Annotated in this window: 21 protein-coding genes; 5 read left to right on the plus strand and 16 right to left on the minus strand. The window is 42.5% G+C overall.

What is annotated here, in order from left to right:
* Position 1: 1 nt before the first annotated feature.
* The 13 genes from OFO07_RS01915 to sstT all read right to left on the minus strand — a co-directional run bounded on the left by OFO07_RS01915 (position 2) and on the right by sstT (position 14,584).
* The gene (locus tag OFO07_RS01915; protein WP_270870743.1) at positions 2-1,237 is read right to left on the minus strand and encodes a nucleotide sugar dehydrogenase; all 1,236 of its coding nucleotides are present in this window, start codon (positions 1,235-1,237) and stop codon (positions 2-4) included.
* A 10-nt stretch (positions 1,238-1,247) separates the two neighbouring features.
* Positions 1,248-3,062, minus strand: coding sequence for a peptidoglycan D,D-transpeptidase FtsI family protein (locus OFO07_RS01920; protein ID WP_270870744.1), 1,815 nt, complete (start codon positions 3,060-3,062; stop codon positions 1,248-1,250).
* Positions 3,059-3,730 carry a leucyl/phenylalanyl-tRNA--protein transferase gene (gene aat, locus OFO07_RS01925; protein ID WP_270870745.1) on the minus strand — a complete coding sequence of 224 codons (672 nt, stop codon included), beginning with the start codon at positions 3,728-3,730 and terminating at the stop codon, positions 3,059-3,061. The genes OFO07_RS01920 and aat overlap by 4 nt, the downstream gene beginning before the upstream one ends.
* A 2-nt stretch (positions 3,731-3,732) precedes the next feature.
* Positions 3,733-6,084, minus strand: a complete 2,352-nt coding sequence (locus tag OFO07_RS01930) for an AAA family ATPase (RefSeq protein ID WP_270870746.1) — start codon at positions 6,082-6,084, stop codon at positions 3,733-3,735.
* On the minus strand, positions 6,081-6,377 hold the full coding sequence (locus tag OFO07_RS01935; RefSeq protein ID WP_270865010.1) for an ATP-dependent Clp protease adaptor ClpS: 297 nt from the start codon (positions 6,375-6,377) through the stop codon (positions 6,081-6,083). The genes OFO07_RS01930 and OFO07_RS01935 overlap by 4 nt, the downstream gene beginning before the upstream one ends.
* Positions 6,367-6,981, minus strand: a complete 615-nt coding sequence (locus tag OFO07_RS01940; protein ID WP_270870747.1) for a TlpA family protein disulfide reductase — start codon at positions 6,979-6,981, stop codon at positions 6,367-6,369. Before OFO07_RS01940 ends, OFO07_RS01935 begins: the two co-directional genes overlap by 11 nt.
* Positions 6,982-7,006: 25 nt before the next feature.
* Positions 7,007-7,462: an SsrA-binding protein SmpB gene (gene smpB / locus OFO07_RS01945; RefSeq protein ID WP_270858896.1), complete on the minus strand. Its 456-nt coding sequence runs from the start codon at positions 7,460-7,462 to the stop codon at positions 7,007-7,009.
* A gap of 4 nt (positions 7,463-7,466) precedes the next feature.
* Entirely contained in the window at positions 7,467-8,192 is a 726-nt protein-coding gene (locus OFO07_RS01950; protein ID WP_270870748.1) for a 4-(cytidine 5'-diphospho)-2-C-methyl-D-erythritol kinase, read from the minus strand.
* 26 nt (positions 8,193-8,218) lie between these two features.
* Positions 8,219-9,052, minus strand: a complete 834-nt coding sequence (gene truB, locus OFO07_RS01955; protein WP_270869515.1) for a tRNA pseudouridine(55) synthase TruB — start codon at positions 9,050-9,052, stop codon at positions 8,219-8,221.
* Positions 9,049-11,100 carry an ATP-dependent helicase gene (locus OFO07_RS01960; RefSeq protein ID WP_270870749.1) on the minus strand — a complete coding sequence of 684 codons (2,052 nt, stop codon included), beginning with the start codon at positions 11,098-11,100 and terminating at the stop codon, positions 9,049-9,051. Before OFO07_RS01960 ends, truB begins: the two co-directional genes overlap by 4 nt.
* Positions 11,101-11,107: 7 nt before the next feature.
* Positions 11,108-11,509, minus strand: a complete 402-nt coding sequence (locus OFO07_RS01965) for a hypothetical protein (protein ID WP_270870750.1) — start codon at positions 11,507-11,509, stop codon at positions 11,108-11,110.
* Between the two features lie 2 nt (positions 11,510-11,511).
* On the minus strand, positions 11,512-13,227 hold the full coding sequence (locus tag OFO07_RS01970) for a M3 family oligoendopeptidase (RefSeq protein ID WP_270858901.1): 1,716 nt from the start codon (positions 13,225-13,227) through the stop codon (positions 11,512-11,514).
* 91 nt (positions 13,228-13,318) lie between these two features.
* Positions 13,319-14,584, minus strand: a complete 1,266-nt coding sequence (gene sstT / locus OFO07_RS01975; protein ID WP_270870751.1) for a serine/threonine transporter SstT — start codon at positions 14,582-14,584, stop codon at positions 13,319-13,321.
* A 155-nt stretch (positions 14,585-14,739) separates the two neighbouring features.
* Between sstT and metK the strand changes: the two genes are divergently transcribed.
* The 5 genes from metK (at position 14,740) to OFO07_RS02000 (ending at position 19,984) form a co-directional block, all read left to right on the plus strand.
* On the plus strand, positions 14,740-15,939 hold the full coding sequence (gene metK / locus OFO07_RS01980) for a methionine adenosyltransferase (protein ID WP_270858903.1): 1,200 nt from the start codon (positions 14,740-14,742) through the stop codon (positions 15,937-15,939).
* A gap of 163 nt (positions 15,940-16,102) precedes the next feature.
* Positions 16,103-17,449, plus strand: a complete 1,347-nt coding sequence (locus tag OFO07_RS01985; protein WP_270868196.1) for an FAD-dependent oxidoreductase — start codon at positions 16,103-16,105, stop codon at positions 17,447-17,449.
* A 72-nt stretch (positions 17,450-17,521) separates the two neighbouring features.
* Positions 17,522-18,964, plus strand: coding sequence for a pyruvate kinase (pyk, locus tag OFO07_RS01990; RefSeq protein ID WP_270870752.1), 1,443 nt, complete (start codon positions 17,522-17,524; stop codon positions 18,962-18,964).
* Positions 18,965-19,098: 134 nt separating this feature from the next.
* Positions 19,099-19,461 carry a tetratricopeptide repeat protein gene (locus tag OFO07_RS01995; RefSeq protein ID WP_270870753.1) on the plus strand — a complete coding sequence of 121 codons (363 nt, stop codon included), beginning with the start codon at positions 19,099-19,101 and terminating at the stop codon, positions 19,459-19,461.
* A gap of 160 nt (positions 19,462-19,621) precedes the next feature.
* Entirely contained in the window at positions 19,622-19,984 is a 363-nt protein-coding gene (locus tag OFO07_RS02000) for a hypothetical protein (RefSeq protein ID WP_270870754.1), read from the plus strand.
* Between the two features lie 559 nt (positions 19,985-20,543).
* Here the strand turns inward: OFO07_RS02000 and OFO07_RS02005 are convergent.
* The 3 genes from OFO07_RS02005 to hisD are packed head-to-tail and all read right to left on the minus strand — an operon-like array spanning position 20,544 to position 24,134.
* Positions 20,544-21,620, minus strand: a complete 1,077-nt coding sequence (locus OFO07_RS02005) for a hypothetical protein (RefSeq protein WP_270870755.1) — start codon at positions 21,618-21,620, stop codon at positions 20,544-20,546.
* The gene (locus OFO07_RS02010; RefSeq protein ID WP_270870756.1) at positions 21,620-22,849 is read right to left on the minus strand and encodes a hypothetical protein; all 1,230 of its coding nucleotides are present in this window, start codon (positions 22,847-22,849) and stop codon (positions 21,620-21,622) included. The genes OFO07_RS02005 and OFO07_RS02010 overlap by 1 nt, the downstream gene beginning before the upstream one ends.
* Entirely contained in the window at positions 22,842-24,134 is a 1,293-nt protein-coding gene (gene hisD, locus OFO07_RS02015; protein ID WP_270861737.1) for a histidinol dehydrogenase, read from the minus strand. The genes OFO07_RS02010 and hisD overlap by 8 nt, the downstream gene beginning before the upstream one ends.
* Between the last annotated feature and the right edge of the window lie 35 nt (positions 24,135-24,169).

The raw sequence follows: 24,169 nt of genomic DNA on the forward strand, positions 1-24,169 counted from the left end.
ATTATAGCCTGCCTTGCGCGCCTTCGTAGATATTTTTCACATCATACACTAGCGAAGTAGAGTAGTCGAATTCTTTAAATTGATTGTGCGCCACAGCGATTACAACGCAGTCAAAATCGCCTAAATTTGGCTTTTCGATTAGCTCGATATCGTAGTAGCGTTTCGCGTCGTCCTTGCTCGCCCACGGATCATACACACTGACCGCGCAACCGAAATTTTTAAGCTCATCAATCATATCAATAACGCGCGTATTGCGTATGTCTGGGCAGTTTTCTTTAAAGGTAAGACCTAAAATCAAAATTTTGCTATGTTTGATTTTTTTGTCAAATTTAATCATCATCTGCACGACCTGCGTGGCGACATATTTGCCCATATTGTCGTTGATACGGCGACTTGCGAGTATGATTTGCGGGTGATAGCCCACCTCTGTGGCTTTTTGGGCTAGGTAGTATGGATCTATGCCGATACAATGCCCTCCCACAAGCCCTGGGCGGAAGCTTAGGAAATTCCATTTCGTCGCAGCTGCGTCGATGACATCATTGGTATCTATTCCTAGTTTGTTAAACAAAATCGCAAGCTCGTTGATAAAGCCGATATTTATGTCGCGCTGTGTATTTTCGATGACTTTGGCAGCTTCTGCTACCTTGATACTTTTGGCGCGAAAAGTGCCGTTTTCTAGGATAGAAGAGTATGTTTCATCGACGATATCAAGTGTGCGCTCATTGCTACCTGAGACGATTTTTTTGATTTTTGTTACGGTGTGAATTTTATCGCCCGGATTTATGCGCTCTGGCGAGTATCCGCAGAAAAAATCCTCGTTAAATTTAAGCCCGCTAGTGCGCTCTAAAACAGGCACGCAGTCCTCCTCCGTTGCTCCTGGATAAACCGTGCTTTCATACACTACGATATCACCCTTTTTAAGCACTGAGCCCACACTCTGGCTAGCTTTGATTAGTGGCGTGATATCTGGGCGGTTAAATTTATCCACAGGCGTTGGGACGCAAACGACATAAAAGTTGCAATCTTTTAAATCATTTATATCGCAGGTAAATTTAAGCCCGTTTTTTAGCGCGGTGGCAAGTTTGTCATCTTCTAATTCTAGGGTCTTATCATGGCCCCCGTTTAGCTCGTCTATGCGAGATTTCATTATATCAAAGCCCACTACGCTGTGTTTTGCGCTAAATGCCGCTGCTAGGGGAAGCCCCACATAACCAAGTCCGATAATTCCTATTTTCATCGCTTATCCTTTAATCTTTGATTTCGTTTAAATCTTTAATATCTACATGATTTATCTTGTCGCTATCGCCACTAGGGGTTAAAAATCCTTTTTCGACTAGCAAATCAACTATGCTTTTAAACACAGGCAAGGCGTTTTGCGCCGCGTAATAACTGCCCTTTTTGGGCTCTCTAACTAGCACGCCTATGGTGTAGCTAGTGTGAGCGTCGTTCGCAAAGCCAAAAAACGAGCTATTATACGCGCTAGAATATCCGCCACCTTTGGCAATTCTAGCGGTGCCTGTTTTGCCCCCTACTTCGATACCGCTCGTGCGCCCTTTGCGCCCTGTGCCGCCCTCTACTACCTTAATCAAAATTTCTCTCATAACATCTGCTGTTTGCGGGCTTAGCACGGTGCGTGTTTCGCTCTCATTTACAGGGTAAATTTTACCGTTCATTTCTAAATTTTCGACCAGCCTTGGACTAATCCAAACTCCGCCGTTATTAAAAACCCCATACGCGCTTAACATCTGCAAAAATGTCATCTGCGCGCCATAACCATAGCTAATCGTAGCCTTATAAACCTTACCCTCCAAACTTCGCACGCTAGGGATATTGCCAATCTGCTCGTAAGGCAAATCAATACCGGTTTTTTGCGCCATACCGAAATTTAAAAGCCCGTCATAAATCATCTGCCCACTCATACGCTCGGCGATTTTAATCATACCGATATTTGATGAATGCACGATGATTTCCTCGCCACTCATTGATTTTGCTGGGTGAGTGTCGCGGATAGTGCGCGAACCTAGCTTGTATGCGCCGTTGTGGGTGTTTATGATTTCTGTCGGTTTGACTAAATTTCCCTCATAAGCGATTGAGAAAATTATCGGCTTCATAATCGAGCCGACCTCGTAAGCATACTCGCTAGCGGTCGAATTTAGATTTTTCACATCTTGTTTTGTGATATTTTCGGGATTATACCTAGCGTTTGTGGCAAGGGAGAGAATTTTGCCTGTTTTTGAGTTCATTATGCCTACGACTATCTCTTTGGCATCGTAAGCTAAGCTTGCTTTATCAATTAGCCTCTCAACATCTCTTTGTAGCGCCAAAGGCACGCTTAAATGGACATTATATCCGTCGATTTTGTTCGTTTTTTTGGTGCTTTTTTCTAGGATAATATTGCCTTTTAGATCCCTCGGGCCCGTGATAAACTCATCTTTTAGCGGGGTTAGATAATACTCATAGTATTTCTCCACGCCCTTAATGCCGACTACCTTGGTAATCCCTGAAACCTCTTTTTTGTTGATATAACCTAAAAGCGGGGTTAGGGAGTTTTGGATATTGTAAGTGCGCTTTTCGCCACTTTCGCTCACGCTCATGCGCACTGGCGGATTTACGCGTCCGCTAGCTGTCTCAAAGGCTACGAAAAATTTCTTTAAATTTAGCTTGTAGGCTAACTCTTTTAAATGCACGGCTGTTTTGGCGTCGATTTTGTAGGATAAAACCGTGGTGCCCTTTGAGCTTTGGATTGTTTTTTTGACCCATTTTTCGCTATCGCCTGTGTAAATACAGTAGAGTTTGACAAACAAATCGAGCTTGTGCGGATCAAGAGAGCGAGAGTCTATGCTGACCTTGTAGAGCTTGGTCGAGTTTGAGACGACATATTTGTCTTTGGTGATGATTGAGCCCCTGATTGCGCTGTTTGTTTCGTTTATGTCAAGGCGTGGAAGCCTGCGATCGCTACTAGCTGAGTAAAACATCATCCACACAAACACGCACATCAAAAATCCCAGCACAGCCGCAAGCACACAAATACCGATATTTGAGTTTTTATCCCGTAAAATCATATCAACTTTTCTAAATCTTTAAATTTTTCAAATCCGCTTGGCAAGTTTTGCAAAATTTGAAATTTGGCTAAAAATTCGCCCCTTGGCATATCTTGCGCCCCCATAAAGCGCAAATGCTCGTTCATAATCTGACAATCAATCAAAAAGTCAAATTTTTCCAAAACCCTACAAAGCGTGATTAAAGCGACCTTCGACGCGCCTGTTTTTAGGCTGAGCATACTCTCGCCACAAAACACCTTGCCCAAAATCAGCCCATATAATCCGCCAATTAAAACGCCTTCTTCATAGACTTCCACGCTGTGAGCGACGCCTAAATTTGCTAAATTTACATACGCCTCTACAATCTCATCGCTAATCCAAGTCCCATCATCTGAGTTTTGGCGGGTTTGTTTGCAAAGGGTGATAAATCTAGCAAAATTTTGGTCGAATTTTACTTCATATCGTTTTAAATATGGCTTTATCGACTTTTGGGTGCGCACAGCCTTTGGTTCTAAGATCGCGCGCGGGTTTGGCGACCACCATAAAATCGGCTCCCTCTCACAAAACCACGGGAAAATCCCCTGCGTGTATGCGCTTAACAAACACTCTGCGCTCAAATCTCCCCCGCTAGCTAACGGGGCGAAATCTGGCGCGGTTTTTGGGTTTGGGAAGGCGTAGAATTTCGACATTTTTATTTTATGAGCGTGGCGTTTTGGGGTTCGTCTGGATTTTTGGTTAAACCGCCGTTATCATCTGCGCTAATTTGGGCAGTATTTGATACCTTCGCGTCCAGCATTGGCACACTTTCGAAGTCAAATTTAAGCTTTTCATCAGCGAAATCCACAAAAACCCTACCGCCATTTTGCAACGCTCCAAATAAAATTTCCGAGCTAATCTCATCTGAGATTTGCAACTGCACCTCTCGTTTGAGATTTCTTGCGCCAAATTCTGCGCTATAACCTTTTTTTATCAAATACTCTTTTGCGCCTTTGCTTAGCGAAATTTCGATATTTTTGAGCCCTGATTGTATTTCGCGCACTGTTTTATCCACGATTTTTTCTAAAATTTCGCCTTTTAGCGGGTTGAAATTTATGATTTTATCTATGCGATTGCGAAATTCAGGGGCAAAAAAGCTCTTTACAGCGTTATCGATTTTATAGCTTTCATCTTTGGTAAAGCCCACTTGTGGCGCTTCTTTGGTGCCTAAATTCGAGGTCATAATGATAATGGTGTTTTTAAAATCGCTACTCGTGCCGTTTGTGTCAGTTAGCACGCCGTTATCAAAAATACCCAAAAATATATTTGTCATGCTAGGGTGAGCTTTTTCGATCTCATCGAAAAGCACGACGCTGTAAGGGTGTTTTTTGATCTGATTTGTCAAAATTCCGCCGTTTTCAAACCCCACATATCCCGGAGGCGCGCCGATTAGGCGGCTCACGCTGTGAGCTTCCATATACTCGCTCATATCAAATCGCTCGAAATTTACACCTAAATTTTTAGCCAAAACCTTGGCTAGCTCGCTTTTGCCCACGCCCGAGCTTCCTGTGAATAAAAACACGCCAATTGGCGAATTTTCGTGTCTAAGTCCCGCATAAGAGCGCAACAGTGCCTTGCTTAGGCTAGAAACTGCCTCATCTTGACCGAAAATTTCCTTTTTGATATTTTCCTCTAAATTTCGCAAGGTCTCTTTGTTATCGACGCTTTGGCTTAAATTTGCGATATTTGCGCTAGCACTTAGCACATTTACCAAATCCTCTTTGCTGACATTTATCGCCTCGCTATGCTCCTTAAATGCGTAGCTCGCGCCCACTTCATCAATCAAATCAATCGCGCTATCTGGCAAAAATTTGTCGCTTTCGTAGCGTTTGGCTAAATTCACAGCCTCGCGCAAAATTTCATCGCTAAATTTGACATTATGAAATTCCTCGTATTTTTTCACAATTCCTTTTAAAATTTCTACGCTATCTTCGATACTAGGCTCGTTTATGTCGATTTTGCATAGCCTTCTAGCAAGCGCCTTATCTTTGCTTAGATTGCGAAATTCAGCGTAAGTAGTGGCGCCAATTAGGCTAAGCGTGCCGTTTGCAAGGCCCGGTTTTAGCAGATTTGACATATCCAAATCCTCGCGCGAGCCTGCGCCCGCACCCGCAATAGTGTGAATTTCATCGATGAAAAGTATAGCTTTATCATTTTTGCTAAATTCATCGATTACATTTTTTAATCTCTCCTCAAACTCGCCCCTTAGCGTCGTCCCAGCCACGAGCGCGCCCATATCAAGGGCGTAAATCGTCTTATCAGCTAGCTTTGCTGGAACCTCGCCATTTGCGATTTTTAGCGCGATTCCCTCGATTATAGCCGTCTTCCCCACGCCTGCTTCGCCCACAAGGACTGGATTGTTTTTTTTGCGGCGACAAAGGGTTTGAAGTGTCTTTTCGATCTCTTTTTCGCGCCCGATTAGCGGGTCGATTTTACCACTTTTTGCCATTTCGTTTAAATTCGTCGTATATAGTTCGCTAGCTGGCTTTTTTTTCTTTTTGCTCTCGTCATCTTCGCCTAAAAAATCGTTAAAAAGCCCCTCGTCCATCTCGCCATTTTCGCCGTTTTGCGCCATATCGCGGTTATCAAACCACTGCAAATATCTATCTCTAAATTTATCAAAATCGTAAGAATTTATCCCGTAAAATTCGAAAATTTTAGCCGCGTCTGTATCCTTGCTAGCAAGGACATAAGATATAAAATCTAGCTCGTTTTCGTTGTCAATGCTCTCCTCAAAAAGCCCCATAATGCGCGCCAAATCGGTTGTGGCTGCGACCTTGGTGCGGTTTTTTTCGTCTGATTTTGGCATTGAAGCGATTAGCTCGCCAATGCTGGTTTTGAAATTTTCATACTCAAAATTTGAAAACTCGTTTTCAAAAAAATTTCTAAAATTTTTATCTGAGAAAATTTCATATATCACGCTTGCTATGCTAACATACTCAAACCCGCCTTTTACGGCGTTTCGCACAGCGTTATCAATGTCTTTTTGTAAATAAAATCCTATCATTTATCCTCCTCTATAATGCATTTTAGCGGGAAGCCCTCTCTCGCGGCTGCCTCTAAAACGGCTTCTTGCTTGCTTTTGGCGATCTCTTTGGCATACACCCCACAAATCCCACGCCCGTTTTTATGGACATTTAGCATGATTTTGACTGCGTTTTGCGTGGTGTGAGCGAAAATTTCGATTAAAATTATCACCACAAAATCCATTGGCGTAACATCGTCATTTAGTAGCACCACGCGATACGGCGAGGGTTTGAAGGTCTTGACTCGCACCTTTGTGCTGGTTTTAGTTGCCATTTTTTATCCTAAGCATATCTTTTTCTATCACTTTTGTCGAAACCATACCCAAATAATACGGCTTCCCGCGCTCATCTCCCTCGTTTATGTCGGTTAGTGTCTGATACTCGCCGTCCTTAAAAACCACCTTAAATGGGATTGAAAGTGCATGGCGGTAGTTGATATCGGTTAAAATTTGCTCCACGATACGGGAATTTTGCTTGTCGTTTGCTATGAAATAATACGCATTGTATTTTTTGGTGAAATTCTCCACGACCTGCGCGTCTGTGATATCCTCGAAGTGGATAAGGCCCACCATCATAAAATCATCTGCATTTTTTAGCTGATAGTCCATTAGGTGCGGAGCCTCGATTTTGCACGGCTCGCAGTATGTCCCAAAGATATCAAACATCAAAATTTTATCGCTTCCAGCTAATTTAAAGCCCTTATTCGTGCGCTCGATCACTACTTCGCCACCCACGACGCTTTTTAAGCTAAATTTTTCGCCCACGCTAAATGGGGTAAATTTCGCCACTGCTTCGCTATTTTGCGCATTTTGCGCACTTTCATCATTACAACCACAAAGAAGCAATCCAGCAAAAATCAGCGTTAAAATTTTTCTCATCATTTCTCCTTTTTACTTATAATTTCTATTTATAATTTTTCATCGCGCTTCTAGCCTCCCTGTCGGCTTCCTTGCGTTTTAGCGCCTCTCTTTTATCATGCAGGTTTTTACCACGCGCTAGTGCCACCCTAGCCTTGACGCGGTTTTTGTCGTTTAGATACAGCGAAGTAACAACCAGCGTAAGGCCGTCCTTGCTGACATGACCTAGAAGTTTGTCAATTTGCTTTTTGTGCATTAAAAGCTTCCTTGGGGCCTTTTCGTCTGGGCGAAAATGCGGGTTAGTATGCTCCAAATAGCTTATGTGCGCCCCCAGCAAAAACAACTCGCCTCTTATTATGCGACAAAAGCTGTCTTTGAGATTTGCCCTGCCAGCGCGCAAGGACTTGACCTCGCTACCCTTTAAAACCACGCCAGCTTCGAAATTTTCTAAAATTTCGAAGTCGTGGAAAGCTTTTCTATTTTTTGTAAGTTCTTTTATCATTTTTCTACCTTAAATCTACCTTGAAGCACGAACTGCCACTTCCGCTTAAAAACTCGCCCTTTTCTAGGCGCAAATCTGGATAAAGTGCGCGCGCTGGGGCTAGCAAATCATTTAGGCTATCAGCGTCAAAATTACTTAAAATTTCGCTTGATTTTAGCTTTAAAAGCTTGCTAGCTAGGCCTAAATCAATTTTATTAAAATGATTTTTTCTAAATTCCCTATACACTGCGCCAGTATCGCAAAATAGCCCTTTTAGGCAAAGCCTAAGTGGCGGGATTTCATCATCAAAGGCTTCGATTATTTCGCCTTTGCCACTCACATTTGCGCTTTTTTCGCCACTTAAAAAAAAGCAAATATCGCTTCCGAGCGAATTTGCGATTTGCATTAAATTTGGCTTTGAAATTCCCAAATTTAGCTCATCATTTATCATTTTTAAAAACGCGGCGCAGTTACTACTACCGCCACCCAATCCACCGCCTGCTGGAATTTGTTTGTAAAGTTTTACATAAAATTTTGCAAAAAATTCATCGAGCTCGTTTTTGTAACCGCTCTCGCACAGCCGCTCGTATGCGCTTTGGATTATGTTTTTACCGGCGATTTCTTTGTTGCACTCTATGCAAAATCCACTCCGCTCGCCTCGCTCAAAGCTGATTTCGTCGTAAATTTCATCGCAAATTACAAAACGAGAGGCGATGTTATGAAATGCGCCGTTTGCGCCAGTAATTTTCAAAAAAACATTTATTTTAGCAAAACTTTTCAAATCTTTATCCTATTCCATAAATATTTTACTTCGCCATCGCAAATTTCGATTATTGCGTGAAATTCGCCCAAATTTATCAAATATTCGCCACTGTTTTGAAATTTAAAATTTTGCGCGCGAAGTTTTTTGCCGAGCAAAATTTCATTTTTATCGCCATTATAAAAATTTTCTTTTAAATTTAGATAATCTTTGGGATTTATACTCGCTTCGTCATCAAATTTGGCATTTTCTAGGCTAAATTCGCCCTCGCTTACTCGGCAAAGCGCGCTTAGTGTCCCGCACACGCCTAACTTTTCGCATAAAAGTTTGCCGTATGAGCGGATATATCCGCCCTCGCTAACTGAAATTTTAAAGCTCAAAAACGGGTGGCGATAGCTTAGGATTTCGCACTCATACACGCTCATAACCTGCTCTTTAAGCGCTACTTCCTCGCCACGCCTTGCTAGCTCATAGGCCCTGACGCCATCTATTTTTTTCGCGCTAAATTTTGGTGGCGTGTATCGCACTTCGCCCAGCAAGCTATCCCTTGCGCCCAAAATTTGCTCAATGCTAAGCTTTGGCACATTTTCTACGCTATAAATATTTTCGTTATCGCCACTTTCGCTACTAGCACCAAACCACAGCGTGGCGATATAGACTTTGGGCGATTTACGCAAAAATCGAAAAAACCGCGTGTATTCGCCAAAACCAATGACCAAAGCCCCGCTAGCAAAGGGATCTAGCGTGCCAGAAAATCCAGCTTTTTTCACGCTGTATTTGCGCTTCAAGCGTCCTAAAAACTGATTTGATGAAATTCCGGCAGGTTTGTTTGCTAAAAAAAGTCTATTCATACTAGTTTTTGCACGAAATTTTTCATTATCATGCGCTCAATTCCGCCGAAATTTATGGTAAGTTTGTCGCCATTTACCGCGCTTACTTTGCCCATGCCAAAGAGTTTGTGGGTGATTAAATCGCCCTTTTTAAACTCGCCGTCGCTTTGTGGGCTAAGTGGGGTGTCGATTAGCCCTGCTTCGCCTAAAAATCGTGATTTGGATAGATAATCTCGTTTCCCGCGATAAAAGCGCGAGTTTGCAAAACTAAGCGTTAGCTCTTTTTTCGCCCTAGTTATGGCTACATACGCTAGCCTGCGCTCCTCTTCTAAATCTGTCGTGTCGCTGATGATTGGGAAAAACCCCTCTTCAAGCCCAATGACAAAAAGGTGCGAAAACTCCAAACCCTTGCTAGCATGCACGCTCATGATATTTATCGCCTCTGCGCTGATATTGTCTTGATCGCTAAGAAGTGCCAAATCGTTTAAAAACTCGCCCAAATCAAAATTTGGCTTATTTACGGCTTCATCTTTTAGCATAGCGCAAAATTCGTTGATATTAGCCAATCTATCATCGCCCTCTGGCATGCCCTCGTAGTATTCTTTTAGCTCAAATTTATCCAGCACTCCGTCGATTTTTTTCTCCACGCTTGGCTCGTGCGAGAGTTCGTTTATGTGGAGTTTGAGCTTTTCTAGGGCCTCTTTTGCCTTTGCACTTAGATTTGCACCCTGATCTGAAAACGCATCAAATAGGCTTAAATGCTTCCTAGCTCCGATTTCATCGAGTCTTGCAAGGCTAACCTTGCCAATGCCTCTTTTTGGGACATTTATAATGCGTCGCATTGAAAAATCGTCGTTTTCGTTGATGATTAGGCGCAGGTATGCGATGATGTCTTTGATCTCGGCTCTTTCGTAAAATTTCACGCCACCTACTATGCGATATGCGATTTTCGCGCGGTTTAGCCCCTCTTCGAGTGCGCGCGAAAGGGCATTTACGCGGTAAAGCACGGCGATTTGGGCTGGGTGGATACCTGAGTTTATGAGCTCTTTGATTTTCGCCGCTACTTGCGCGCTTTCGTCGCTTTCGTTTTCGCAGTGTAGGATTTTGACATCTTCGCCCTTGCCAAATGTGCTTTTTAAATTTTTGCCAAGGCGGTTTTTGTTGTGTGAGATTAGCTCGTTTGCAGCGAAGAGAATTTGGCTAGTCGAGCGGTAATTTTCCTCTAATTTCACATATTTTACATTTTCGAATTGATCGCGAAATTTTAGGATATTTTCCACCCTAGCCCCACGCCAGCTATAAATGCTCTGATCATCATCGCCCACGACGGTTAAATTTTGGTGCGCTTTGCAAAGCTTTTGTAGCAGTTTAAACTGAATTTCGTTCGTGTCTTGATACTCATCGACGGTTATGTAGGTGTATTGGCGCGAAACTTCATCGCAAAGTGCCTCGTTTGCGTCTAAAATTTTATAAGGAAGCACGAGCAAATCATCGAAATCGACTAAATTATTGCTTAGCAAATACTCCTCGTATCTGGTGTAGGCTTCTAGCATTTTGGCGTAAAATCCCTCGTTTGCCTGCTTGATATCATCGCTTAGCGAGGCGATATTGTTTTTAAGCTCATCTGGGCTAATTAGGGCGTTTTTGTATTTTGAAATTTCATTTGCCATGGTGCTTGTTTGCAAATTTATCTCAAACGATTTTAGGATTTTTTTCTTATCGTCTGTATCTATGACGGCGAAATTTGGCTTACGGCCAAGCTCACTAATGTAAAATTTCAAAAACAAAAGTCCAAATTTATGAAATGTGCATAGCAGCGGCACACCCACTTCAAGCCCTAAATTTGCGATTAGATTAAGCGCGCGAGAGCGCATTTCGCTAGCTGCTTTGTTTGTGAAAGTTAGAGTGAGCGTGTTTTGCGCGGGCACGCCGTTTGCTAGCAGGTAAGCTAGGCGCGCGGTGATTGTTTTGGTTTTGCCACTACCTGCGCCCGCTAAAATCAGCATAGCCCCGTCTATATGCAGTGCTGCCCTGCGCTGAGCCTCGTTTAATTCATCTAAAAATTTCATATCTTTCCTATCTAGCAAAAATTCTGCGAGATCTCTCTTTTTTGATCCACTCGCTATCTATTTTGGCTAAATTTACAGCCACTGGGGTGTTAGCTTGGACTAGCTCCATTATAGCATACAGCGGGATTGATACGACCGCTGCGAAATCCTCGCTACCAAAACCAGCTTCAAATTTCAAATCGTCCTTTTGGATATGCGCGCTTGACAGCGTGTAGTTTTCTAGCTCGAAGAAAATCACAGGTTTTTTGATAAAACCCGCACTTATCTCGCTAGGAAGTTCTGGGTCGAATTTCACCTCGCTTGTGCGCGCTACCACGCCAAAACTCTCGCCAAGCTCGAAAAAAAGCTCCAAAATTTCTTTGATGTGCGCAATCTCTTTTTGTATGAATTTTTCGTTTTCTAAAATCATCTTTACTCCTTTACAAACTCGCTAACAAGGGAGCGAATTTGAGAAATTCCAATCTCCCAAAATTTATCATCGTCTAAATTTAGCCCAAATTTTGCGACTAAATTTTTAGGCGAATCACTTCCGCCCGAGCTTAAAAATTCAGTGTAAATTTCGGCGAAATTTGAAATTTTGCCACTTTTATACAGCCCATAAAGCGCCAAAACTAGCAACTGCGCAAAGCCGTAAGAGTAGCAATAAAACGGCGTATGGATAAAGTGCGGTATATAACTCCACCAAATTTTATATTCATCTCTAAGTTCTAGCGCATCGCCAAACATTTTTTTGGACTCTTCTAGCCAAATTTCATTGATTTGCTCGGTGGCTAGCTCATCAGGCGAGGCGTGAATTCTGCGCTCAAATGTCGTAAATCCTATCTGGCGATACAGCGTAGCAAAAATATCTTCGAGTTTGTTTGCTATCATGGCACGAGCCACGCTTTTTTCCGCGCGCGAGAGCATATAGTCAAAAACTAGCATTTCGCAAAATACAGAGGCTGTCTCAGCCGTGGTAAGTGGCGTAAATGAGTAAAAATATCCAGCATTGTAGCTTAGATATTGGTGGATTGCATGACCTAACTCGTGCGCTAGGGTAAATACATCGCGACGTTTGGCGGTGAAATTTAGTAGCACAAACGGGTGCGTATCAGCTGAACCAGAGTGCGAAAATGCGCCACTTTGTTTATTTGGCTTTGGCATGGCATCAATCCAGTTTTTCGCAAACGCTTCCCTTGCGATTTGCCCAAATTTAGGGCTAAATTTATCAAAGGCGTCAAGGACGATTTGCTTAGCCTCATCAAAGCTAAATTTGCTATCGTCGTTTAAATTTAGCGGTGCGTATCGATCAAAATCATAGAGCTTTTCAAGCCCCAAAATTTCGCGTTTTTTATCATAGTAGCGCCACACTAAATCAAAATTTCGCTCGGTTGCGCTAATGAGCGCATCGACGCTTGATTTTTCGATTTGGTTTTCTTCGTGCATGATTAGCTCGCCCTGCCCGTATCCGCGAAGCTCGCAACTGATTTTAAGGCTAGTTTTTATCATATTATAAATGTAGGTTAAAAGGTGCGAATTTTGCTCTAATGCCGCACTTAGCGAAGCTGCGGCCTGCTTGCGCGCATTTCTATCGCTATCGTAAAGGTGTGATAAAAGCTCCTCTTCGCTGATTTTCTCGCCCCCAAAGTCAAATTTTAGCCTTGCCATACTCTCATCAAACAGCCTCGAAAACGCCTCTGCACCCACTACGCTCGTTTTTAGCAAAACCTTTTCTTCAAGCAGGCTTAGTTGGTGTGATTTGTGTTTTTTAAGCAAATTTAAATAGTAAGCAAAACGGCCACTACCCGCGATGAAATTTTGCGATTTCTCATCGCTAAGCTCGTTAAATTCTAGCTCGAAAAATAGCAAATTTTGGGCGATATCGTTGCAGATTTGCTCCACTTTGGCTTGCCTTGCCCCACGCGTAGTATCTCTGGCGAAATCTAAATGCACGAAGCTCATAATCTTTGAAATTTGCGCGTTTATGCGCTCGTATTCGCCTAACGCTTCGCAAAATTTATCGCAGGTTAAATTCGCCAAATTTCCCCTAAATTTCGCCTCAAATTCGCTAGCCTTAGTGCGCGTATTTTCGATCGCAAGTTCAAATTTTGCCTCGTTTTGAAACAATTCACTCAAATCCCAATTCATACTTTTCCTTTAAATTTTTGGCGCAATTCTAGCCAAAAAGAGTTATACAGTGGTAAGCGACCAAAAATTTGGTCGCTTAAATTTTTAAATTTTAATGTTTTGAAGTTTGTGAAACGATAATTGTAAAAAGTGCGTCGGTGGAGCTATTTAGGGCTGTTTCCATTGAGTCTTGGATTACAGAGATTATGACACCGACGGTGATGACCTTAAATGCGATATCGTTGTCGATACCAAAAAGCGCACACGCAAGCGGAATAAGCATAAGCGAACCGCCAGGCACGCCACTTGTACCACATGCGCCCACAGCTGAGACTACGCATAGAAGTAAAGCTGTGCCAAAATCAGGGTGAATTCCTAGCGTGTATGCAGTCGAAAGTGCCAAAATAGCGATAACCACAGCGGCTCCCGCCATATTTACGGTAGCTCCCAGCGGAATTGAAATTGAGCTTAACTCATCATCAACGCCGAGTTTTTTGCAAAGGTTCATATTTACAGGAATATTCGCAGCCGATGAGCGTGTGAAAAACGCTGGGATTCCGCTCTCTTTAAGGCAGGTAAAGACGATAGGGAAAGGGTTTTTCTTGGTTACGAAAAATACGATTAGCGGATTTACTACGACAGCTACTAAAATAAGTGCTAGCACAAGCACGCCTGTAAGCTTGGCATAGGTTGCCAAACCCTCCACGCCCAAATCATACACAGTGTAGGTAATAATGCCAAAAATACCGATTGGTGCTAGTTGAATTACAACTTGAATTATTTTTGTTACACCTTCGCTTAAATCGCCGATGAAGCGTTTGGTTTCGTTCGTGCAAAATTTAAGTGCGATTCCAAGTCCTACCGCCCATGCGACAATACCGACATAATTACCGCTAGAAAGGGCATTTACAGGGTTATCAACGATTTTGAAAAATGTAGTTTTTAGCACTTCCCAGACATTTGCAGGTGCAGGTGAGTTTGCCGCGCCAACGCCGTCAAGTACAATCGGAGTCGGAAACATAAAGCTAACGCCAACGCCAACAAAAGCAGCTAAAAGCGTGCCTACGATATAAAGCACGATAACTCTTTTTAGCCCTGTCGTGCTTCCAAAAGTTTTATTGACAAGCGAACTTAAAATTAGAATAAAAACTAGCACTGGGGCGACAGCTTTAAGCGCACTTACGAAAAAATCACCAAACAATCTAGCCAAATTCGCTATATTACTCCACGCATTTGTTTCACCGCCGTCTAAATCCAGCCCAGATACACCGACCCTAGCAAAATACCCTAGCGCAGCACCGAGCAAAAGTCCGATGATAATGCGCATTATCAGGCTTTTGTTGCTGTAACTTTGTATTAGCTTATCTAAGTAAGTCATCTTGCCTCCCTTTCAATGAGTAAAATTTGTCGCAATATATCTAAATTTTTATTTAACATTATTTAAATTCTTTAAAAATTTAATAAAATTTCATTTTACATTAAATATTAAACGCTAGAATTACGCCCAAAATTTTCAAAATTTTAGGAGCTTAAATGTATCTATTCACAAGCGAGGTCGTAAGCCCTGGTCACCCAGATAAATGCGCCGACATAATCGCAGATTCAATTGTCGATGAAATTTTAAAAAAAGATCCCAAAGGACGCGTAGCTAGCGAGGTTTTCGTAGCGGGCAAACATATCGTAATCGGCGGCGAAGTAAATGCCAAGGTCGATTTTACACACGATGATTATCGCCATATCGTCAAACGCGCTCTTAGCGACATTGGCTACAATGACAATCCATTTTTTACCCGCGAGCAATGCCTGCACCCGCAAGATGTCGAGGTCGATGTATATCTAAACCAACAAAGCCCAGATATCAACCAAGGCGTAGATCAAGAAAGTGGCGAGATCGGCGCAGGAGATCAAGGCATAATGTTTGGCTTTGCTAGCTCGGAGACGCAAAATTTCATGCCAGCAGCGATTACTTATGCAAGGCTTCTTTGCGATAAGGTTTATGAGTATGCCAAAACTCACCCAAATCAGCTTGGCGTGGATATTAAAACACAAGTTACGCTTGATTATGGCACGAAGTCAAATTTCGAAGACTGCAAACCACAATCAATCCACACAATCGTAGTAAGCGCGCCTTGCGTGGAGAGTATGAGTATCGAATATGTGCGAGAACTAATCCAAAATTTAATCGACACAGCAGGCCTTCCAAAAGAGCTTTATCAAAAAGAAAAAACCATAATTTATATCAACCCAACAGGTCGCTATGTAAATCACAGCTCGCTTCACGATAGCGGTTTGACTGGTCGCAAACTCATCGTCGATAGCTTTGGCGGATATTCGCCGATAGGCGGTGGCGCGCAATCTAGCAAAGACTACACCAAAGTCGATCGCTCGGGGCTTTACGCAGCGCGCTATATCGCTAAAAATATCGTCGCAGCAGGACTAGCGAAAAAATGTATAATCCAGCTAAGCTATGCTATCGGCGTAGCAAAACCAGTTAGCGTAAGTGTCGATTGTATGGGCACAAACGCCGGTATCGATGATGATACACTCTCGAAATTTGTCCTCGAAAATTTCGCCCTAACTCCACGCTGGATTACTGAGAAATTCGGCCTAGACAAACCAAGTGCCCAGACATTTTTATACGCAAAAGTAGCTGCTTACGGCCAAGTCGGCAACCCAAAATACCCATGGGAGCAACTCGATAGCGTAGAGCTTTTCAAATCTTTGAAAAAATAAAATTTCGCAAGGAATTTAACCTTGCGAAATTTTTAAATTTTTAGTTATTTTATGACAATTTAATCTTAAATTTAACTCCGAGAAATTCCGATAAATTCGGCGAAATTTAACACTTTTTTAAGTAAAATTTTTGCAAAATATCGCATACTTTTAAGGGGTGAAAATGCAAGAAAAACACTACGAAGTCGTCATCGTCGGCGGCGGTATTTCTGGCGGTGCGCTAGCATACACTTTGGCGCAATACACTGATATAAAATCCATCGCAATCATCGAAAAATACGAAGGTTTAGCCACGCTAAATACAAAGGGCACGGCAAATTCGCAAACGATCCATTGTGGCGATATCGAGACAAACTACACAATCGACAAAGCCAAAAAGGTCAAACGCGCAGCCGATATGATTGCGAAATACTGCAAAAAGCACGATTATATCGGTAAATTTATCTTTGAAGGGCAAAAAATGGCAATCGGCGTGGGCGATAGTGAGGTCGCTTTTATCAAAGATCGCTATGAGGTTTTCAAAGAGCTTTATCCGTATTTGGAATTTTATGACAAAGACAAGTTAAAACAGATCGAGCCAAAGGTCATTTTCGATAGCAATGGCAACCCTCGCCCCGAAGATGTCGCAGGTCTTGGCGTGCAAACTGGCGCATATACCACGATTGATTTTGGTGCCATGACAAATACCCTAGTCGAAAATGCGCAAAAAACAAAGGGCAAAATTTGCGATTTATACCTAAATTCTGAGGTTCAAAATATCACAAAGGTAGGCGATAAATTTTATATCCGCACTGCAAACAAAATTTCAGTCAGCGCTGATTTCGTCGTAGTCGATGCGGGCGCGCACTCACTATGGCTAGCACACAAAATGGGCTATGGCAAGAGCCTTAGCGCGATTTGTATCGCTGGAAGCTTTTATTTGACTAAACAAAAGCTATTAAACGGTAAAGTCTATATGGTACAAAACCCAAAACTCCCATTTGCCGCACTTCACGGAGACCCTGACCTGCTAGCTGATGGTTGCACGAGATTTGGCCCTACTGCGCTAACTATGCCAAAATTAGAGCGTTACAAAGGCTGTCGCTCGGTGCCTGAGTTTTTCCAATCCCTAAATTTTACGCCAAAGGTCGCAAAGGTATTTTGGAATAATTTCGGCGATAGCGATGTGCGAAATTTCTTAATGCGCAATATCGCTTTTGAAGTGCCGGTTTTGGGCAAAAAACTCTTTATCAAAAACGCCAAAAAAATCATACCTAGCATTAGAGAAGAAGATATTTACTATGCCAAAGGTTTCGGAGGTGTAAGGGCTCAAATCATCGACCAAGACAAGCTTGAATTGCTTCTAGGCGAGGCTAGAATCGACGATAATAACGGCGTGATTTTCAATATGACTCCAAGCCCGGGTGCGACAAGCTGTTTTGGCAACGCAGAGCGCGACGCTATCTCAATCTGCTCGTTTTTGGGCAAAAAATTCGACGCTGAAAAATTCGAAAACGAACTTGTAAAATAATCAAATTTATGCAGAATTTTTCTGCATAAATTTTACTTTTAAATTTCAAATTTTAACACAAAGGAAAATTTAATGAAAAAAGCAAAAATCATAGCCACGCTTGGCCCAGCTAGCGATAACGAAGAGATAATGGAAGCCATGGTTAGGGCTGGGGTCAATGTTTTTAGACTAAATTTTTCGCACAACTCGCACGAATACCACGCTCAAAATGTCGCAAAAATCCGCAGCGTGGAGAAAAAGGTCGGATTTCATATCGGGATTTTGCAAGACATCTGCGGCCCAAAAATCCGCATTGGCGAGCTTGATACGCCTTTCGAGCTAAAAGCCGGCGATCGCCTCGATATCTATGCCAAAGATCAAATCGGCACCCAAATCGCCCCACACCACTACGCTCTTAGCATTAATCAACCCCAAATTTTGCCTATGCTAAAAGCTGGCGAATATGTCTATCTCTATGACGGCATAATCCGTGCTAGGGTCGCTCACAGCGGAAACGATGTCGTCCAAACCGTCATCGAAAACGACGGCACTCTAAGCTCGAAAAAGGGTGTAAATTTCCCAAATACCGTTCTTGGCATAGATGTCATCACGCCAAAAGATAGAGCCGATATGGAATTTGGCGCCACTCTTGGCGTGGATTTTGTGGCAATCAGCTTTGTGCAAAGCGCAAACGACATAATCAAAGCAAAGAAAATTTTGCGCGCCTCAGGCTCACACGCCCATGTTTTGGCAAAAATCGAAAAATTTGACGCTGTGGAAAACATAGATAGCATTATCGACGAGAGCGACGGAATCATGGTTGCTAGGGGCGATTTGGGTATCGAGGTGCCGTTTTACAAGGTACCTTCAATCCAAAAATTGATTATAAAAAAGGCAAACGAAGCCGCCAAACCAGTCATCACAGCCACTCAAATGCTTCTTAGTATGACGCGCAACGAAACAGCCACCAGAGCCGAAATCAGCGATGTCGCCAACGCCGTGCTTGACGGCACAGACGCTGTAATGCTAAGCGAAGAGAGCGCAGTAGGCATAAATCCAGTCGCTGTCGTGCGCGCTATGTCGCATACGATACTAGAAGCGCAAGAGATCTACGCTTACAACCGCTTCAAGCACGAAAACCACGATAGCACCGATATCATGGCAGAATCTGCCGTTAGGCTAGCAGGTCAGCTAAACGCGGATAAAATCATCGCCCTAACCTCCTCTGGCAAACTAGCCGTGCAAATGGCGAGATATCGCCCAAATATCGATATCCTAGCCGTTACTCACGATATAAACACAGCGCGCTATCTCACGCTTTGTTGGGGTATAGGCCAAAGCCTAGTTATAGCAGAAGAAGCCAAGCTTCACACGCTTATGGCAAAGGCTATCAAAAGCGGCGTGGATTGTGGCGCGATCAAGCTTGACGGAACATATATCATGACGGCAGGTTATCCAACAGGTGTAAGCGGGACTACAAATCTTATCCGTATGTTAAAGGACGAGCAAATATCCTACTACTTACTAGACGCGTAAAACCTAGTAAATTAATAAAATTTGTCGAATTTACTAAAAATTTAAGTAAAATTTAGCTTCGTTAGCAAAATTTTGGAGTATAATACGCCCCGTTTTAAAGGAAACGAATATTTTTATTTAAAAGGAGCAAAGTTATGAAAAAATTAGTTTTCTTAACATTGTTTGGTGTTGCGAGTTGTGCATTCGCTGGTATAGCTGAGGAAATGGACGCAAAATGTCAAGCAGGAGATTATCAAGTTTGCACTGAGCTTGGTATGAAATACTACCGCGGTCAAGACGGCTTGCCACAAGATCACGAAAAAGCCCATAGTTATTATGATGATACTTGTAATAAACACAATTACGCTGAGGCTTGCTACCGCGACGGTATCTTCCACTCAGTAGGCGTTGGTGCAGAGCACAACCACGATCGCGCAATGCAATCTTTGAAAATGGCTTGTGATCAAGGCCATGAAAAAGCTTGCAAAATGGCAGAGAGAATCAAAGACGATAATTAATCACTATTTTTACTCTGTTTTTACCACTGCGCCGATAAAATTCGGCGCAAATTATCGAATTTACACAAAATTTAATTAAAATTTAACTCTATTATAACTATTTTAGTGTATAATCACGCGTTCCAAAGGAAACACATATTATTTTTACAAGGAGAAAGTTATGAAAAAACTAGTTTTCTTAGCACTATTTGGTTTTGCGAGTTGCGCATTCGCTGGTATAGCAGAGGAAATGGACGCAAAATGCCAAGCAGGAGATTATCAAGCTTGTACTGAGCTTGGTATGAAATATTTCCGTGGCGAAGATGGCTTGCCAAAAGACTATGACAAAGCTCATACATATTATGATAGCACTTGCAATGTTCATAAACATGCTGAGGCTTGCTACCGCGATGGTATCTTCCACTCAGTTTTAGATGGCAAATGGCATAATCACGATCGTGCAATGCTATCATTACAAATGGCTTGCGATCAAGGACACCAAAAAGCTTGCTCTATGAGAGAGAGAATTGCTCACGATAAATAATCGTTATTTTACTATTATTTCTACTTCGGCGCCGAATTCTTCGGCGCTTTTTTTATGCCCGAAAATTCTTTGTCATTACAAGAAGCATTATTTTTGTCATGAGCTTTCGCTACCGCAAGTTCCTAAATACTGCCCGATTTTGTCATTGCGAGCTTTCGCAGAAAGCGAAGCAATCTATGGGAATCCTCTAATCTCTGATTTGTCATTGCGAGCTTTCGTAGAAAGCGAAGCAATCGCCAAAGCTTAAATTACCAAAATACAAATTCGCTGTCATTGCGAGCGTAGCGAAGCAATCCAGGGAAATTCAGATAAATTTCAATTCACAGATAAATTTATCGAAATTCATAAATTTTAAAATTCTCTCTAAATTTTACTGGATTGCTTCGACCACTGCGTGGTCTCGCAATGACACGGATTATAGCGTTTGGTTATTTTGGCTCATAGATTGCCACGCTCGTTACACTCGCTCGCAATGACGAATTTTATTTTCGGTGCAGTATTTCAAAGTTGCGCCAGCGTAAAATTTCAAAATTTAAAGAATTTCGAATTTCACAGAATTTCAAAATTTATGTTTCAGCTCCAAGCTAAGCATATCCGAGATTTTCTCAGCCTCGAAATACTTCGCCTGCGCCTTCATATAAGCGCACATTTGGCGGTCTTTCTCGCAAATGCCGTGCTCCAACAAAAACTGCACCGCAAGCGAATTATCCATAAGCGCAGAAAATTTAATAAAGCCTTCAAGCTCCTTTTTATCGAGCTCATTTATCCCTTTATACTTTAAACTTTCCTCGAAAAACCGCATTTTATCGGCGTGAAATTTCGAAAAATCGTAACTCTGCGCAATGCGCCTAAGATCGCTTGGCGGGGTTTTTAAAAGATAATCAAGCGTGATATTTTGGTCCTTGATAAACTCCGCCTCGCTCGAAGTTATATCAGCGACCACGCCATTTCCTAGCGGTGCGCCGTTAGCCAAAAAATATGCAAACGCGTCGAAATTATCGCACGCACTAGCCATTTTTGCGTCATTTTCGCTAGGTTTGGCGCCACTACTTACCAGCAAATCTATTAGCGCAAACAGCTCCTCGCTATCAAATTTAGTGGAATTTTCGTCATTTTCCAAACCTGCGCCGATATCGCAACCATAGGAATTTACGATATTTAATGGATTGTCAAATTCACCCTCGTTATAATTCAAATTCGGGCTGAATTTTAAAATTTCAGAGATTTTGTCGAAGTCAAATTTGCCTGTGCGCGAAATTTTGGAATTATAGATAAAATGCGTGAAAATCCGCTCGCCATACTCGCCAAATTCCTCATTTATGCGCTCAGCATTTGCGCGCGCAAAATCCAAAAGTGCGTCTAGTGCGCTAGAAATTTGCTCGTTTGTAGCGTTTTCGTCGTGGAAAATTTCAAAATTTGGCGCAGTATCTGCAAAAACACCATTACTAGAATTTGCGTCCAAATTCGGCGCAGTATCAGAAGCAGTATCGGGCGCAGTATCCACAAAAACACTCTCGCTTAAATTTTGCGTAAAATTTTGTGATAAATTCTGCGTAAAATTCTGCTCATTTGCGCTAGTAAAGCAAACACAAAGAAGCAAAATATAAAAAATTTCGCCCATTTGCCCTATTTTCACTATAACTCCCTTATTTTTTCGTGCATATAGTAGTAGTCGCAATACTGATTTATGAGTGCGCCGTCTTTGGCGTAAATTTTAAGCTCATATTCGATAAATTTTTTGCCAGTTGGGACATTTTTGTAGGTCATTTTATCGGGTTGTTGCTTTTTCTCAAACTCCGCAAACTCGCTCGGTATCATCTCAAATGAGGCTATATCCTCGATTTCGTAGCCCTCTTTTAGCCCAAAATGATAGCCATGGGTATTATATAACGGGCTATTGCTATATGAACTAGATGTGAATTTGCGCTCTAAATTTAAAAAAACTATCGCTGTTTCATTGCCTATATTTTCGCAATATTTACGCTTTTTATCCGTATCAGTGAAGAGAAATAGGCAAAATTTATCCCCACAAATCGCCTTTTGTTTTTTGTATTCTACTGACCATTTGCTCATATTTGAGGTGCGGATTTTTTGCATCCCTTCGTGGGTTTTAATCTCATAGACATTTTCATCTACTGGCAAAACCTCGCTATCACCGCGAAATTTGCCGTATTTTTGGGGCGTGATTTCGGTATTTCTATTTAGTTTAGGCGGGAAATCGTAAGCTTCAAGCGGGATTTGCAATCTTGAAATCGCCTCGAAATTTTGCTCGGCACTGCTAGGAAACCACACCGTCCTGCCCGGGTTTGAGTGCAAATCAAACGAGCCGATGTATTGTCTAGTGATTTTATGCGCAGTTTGCTTGTAAATTTCGTTTGCGCCCTCTTTGAGGGTGATATTCCACGATTTGTGCCTGAAAAATTTCTCCTTTTTTCGCACTTCCTCGCTTGGCGAAAAATCATCTTCTATGTATAAATAGTGCTTCCCCGGCATATCTTCGCCCAAAAGATAATCAAACGACAAGCGGTCGTTGTAGCGAAGCCACACGCCATGCTTATCTCGCAAGTAAATATAAGGCACGCTAATGGCATCAGGAAATGCCCCCTTAATCGCATTTTCCCAAAATATAGGCTTTGGGGTTAAATCCGCAGGAAAGGGGTTTGCTTGGGTGTTTTCAAACTGGCTTTCGTAATTTGTGTTTATATAATCGCAAGCGTCGCTGGGCTCGCGTGGATCGCACCCAGCTGGCGGCGTAAATAAAATTAAAGCATTAAAAAAAATAATAATAGCAACGCCAAAAACAAAAAGCAAAAAACCAACAATACCAAAAACCCAAAGAAAAAATTTGAAAATTTTTTTAATCATTATTTTTATAGCGAATTTCAACCGATTTTTTGTGTGCTGTGAGCCCCTCAGCCTGCGCTAGCGCCATGCACGCTTCGCCCAGAGCGTCGATTGCGCCCTTGTTTAGCGCGATTATCGAGCTTCGTTTGATAAAGTGATAAACCCCAAGCGGTGAGAAAAATCTAGCACTGCCACCAGTCGGAAGCGTGTGGTTTGGCCCCGCCAAATAATCCCCCATAGCCTCAGGCGTGTAATGCCCCAAGAAAATCGCCCCTGCGTGCTTAATGCGCGCAAGGTAATCGTAGGCGTTGTCCATGGCGATTTCTAGGTGTTCGACGGCTAGGTCGTTCATCAAATCTATCGCCTCGTCGAAATCTCGCGCGATAATAATCGCACCCTTGTCATCAATGCTCTTTCTAGCGATACTCTCGCGCTCTAATGTAGGCAAAATTTTATAAATTTCATCTTTTACGGCAAGGGCAAATTTCTCATCTGCACTTACCAAAATACTGCTTGCGATCTCGTCGTGCTCGGCTTGGCTTAGCAAATCCACAGCCGTGTGATATGCACTCGCACTAGCATCTGCTAGCACGCCCACTTCGCTAGGACCTGCGATCATATCGATATTTACATCGCCAAAAACGAGCTTTTTAGCTGTGGCGACAAAGATATTTCCAGGACCCGTGATGACATCGACCTTTTCTATCGTTTCTGTGCCATACGCCATGGCTGCGACTGCGCTCGCACCGCCTACTTTGTAGGCTTTTTTGATTCCTAGCACATGCATAGCAGCTAGAAGAAGCGAATTTACCACTCCGCCCACAGCAGGGGTGCAGACTGTGATATCAGCGACACCCGCGACGATTGCAGGCACTGCGTTCATCAAAAGCGAGCTAGGATAGGCAGCCTTGCCACCTGGGATATACAGCCCCGCGCGATCTACGGGCGTGATTTTTTGGCCCAAAATTTCGCCGTGCGTGCCGAAGTCAATCCAGCTTTTTTCGAGTTGCTTTTCGTGATAGGCATAAATGCGATCATACGCCACTTTAAGAGCGATTTTTAGCTCGTCGCTTAGCTCGTCAAAAGCCTTTTTCATCTCATCTTGCGAAATCGCCAAATTTCCCTTAACTTCCCATTTGTCAAATTTGGCTATTTGCTCGTTTAGCGCCTCATCGCCACGCGCCTTGATATCATCGATGATACCGCTTACGATCGGCATTACCTTTTGCATATCCATATTGCCACGATTTACCAGAGCCTCGAATTCTTGCGCGAAATTGCTATCTGTGCTTTTTAAAATTTTCATATTTAATCCTAAAATTTTGATTGTAAAAATTTGAA

Origin of the sequence: Campylobacter sp. JMF_06 NA1 (assembly GCF_027737785.1) — a bacterium.
Lineage (GTDB): Bacteria > Campylobacterota > Campylobacteria > Campylobacterales > Campylobacteraceae > Campylobacter_B.

Excerpts from the sequence above, each read along its gene's own strand:
- OFO07_RS01915 (WP_270870743.1), bottom strand. The coding sequence starts at position 1,237 with ATGAAAATAGGAATTATCGGACTTGGTTATGTGGGGCTTCCCCTAGCA.
- OFO07_RS01920 (WP_270870744.1), bottom strand. The coding sequence starts at position 3,062 with ATGATTTTACGGGATAAAAACTCAAATATCGGTATTTGTGTGCTTGCG.
- aat (WP_270870745.1), bottom strand. The coding sequence starts at position 3,730 with ATGTCGAAATTCTACGCCTTCCCAAACCCAAAAACCGCGCCAGATTTC.
- OFO07_RS01930 (WP_270870746.1), bottom strand. The coding sequence starts at position 6,084 with ATGATAGGATTTTATTTACAAAAAGACATTGATAACGCTGTGCGAAAC.
- OFO07_RS01935 (WP_270865010.1), bottom strand. The coding sequence starts at position 6,377 with ATGGCAACTAAAACCAGCACAAAGGTGCGAGTCAAGACCTTCAAACCC.
- OFO07_RS01940 (WP_270870747.1), bottom strand. The coding sequence starts at position 6,981 with ATGAGAAAAATTTTAACGCTGATTTTTGCTGGATTGCTTCTTTGTGGT.
- smpB (WP_270858896.1), bottom strand. The coding sequence starts at position 7,462 with ATGATAAAAGAACTTACAAAAAATAGAAAAGCTTTCCACGACTTCGAA.
- truB (WP_270869515.1), bottom strand. The coding sequence starts at position 9,052 with ATGAATAGACTTTTTTTAGCAAACAAACCTGCCGGAATTTCATCAAAT.
- OFO07_RS01960 (WP_270870749.1), bottom strand. The coding sequence starts at position 11,100 with ATGAAATTTTTAGATGAATTAAACGAGGCTCAGCGCAGGGCAGCACTG.
- OFO07_RS01965 (WP_270870750.1), bottom strand. The coding sequence starts at position 11,509 with ATGATTTTAGAAAACGAAAAATTCATACAAAAAGAGATTGCGCACATC.
- OFO07_RS01970 (WP_270858901.1), bottom strand. The coding sequence starts at position 13,227 with ATGAATTGGGATTTGAGTGAATTGTTTCAAAACGAGGCAAAATTTGAA.
- sstT (WP_270870751.1), bottom strand. The coding sequence starts at position 14,584 with ATGACTTACTTAGATAAGCTAATACAAAGTTACAGCAACAAAAGCCTG.
- metK (WP_270858903.1), top strand. The coding sequence starts at position 14,740 with ATGTATCTATTCACAAGCGAGGTCGTAAGCCCTGGTCACCCAGATAAA.
- OFO07_RS01985 (WP_270868196.1), top strand. The coding sequence starts at position 16,103 with ATGCAAGAAAAACACTACGAAGTCGTCATCGTCGGCGGCGGTATTTCT.
- pyk (WP_270870752.1), top strand. The coding sequence starts at position 17,522 with ATGAAAAAAGCAAAAATCATAGCCACGCTTGGCCCAGCTAGCGATAAC.
- OFO07_RS01995 (WP_270870753.1), top strand. The coding sequence starts at position 19,099 with ATGAAAAAATTAGTTTTCTTAACATTGTTTGGTGTTGCGAGTTGTGCA.
- OFO07_RS02000 (WP_270870754.1), top strand. The coding sequence starts at position 19,622 with ATGAAAAAACTAGTTTTCTTAGCACTATTTGGTTTTGCGAGTTGCGCA.
- OFO07_RS02010 (WP_270870756.1), bottom strand. The coding sequence starts at position 22,849 with ATGATTAAAAAAATTTTCAAATTTTTTCTTTGGGTTTTTGGTATTGTT.
- hisD (WP_270861737.1), bottom strand. The coding sequence starts at position 24,134 with ATGAAAATTTTAAAAAGCACAGATAGCAATTTCGCGCAAGAATTCGAG.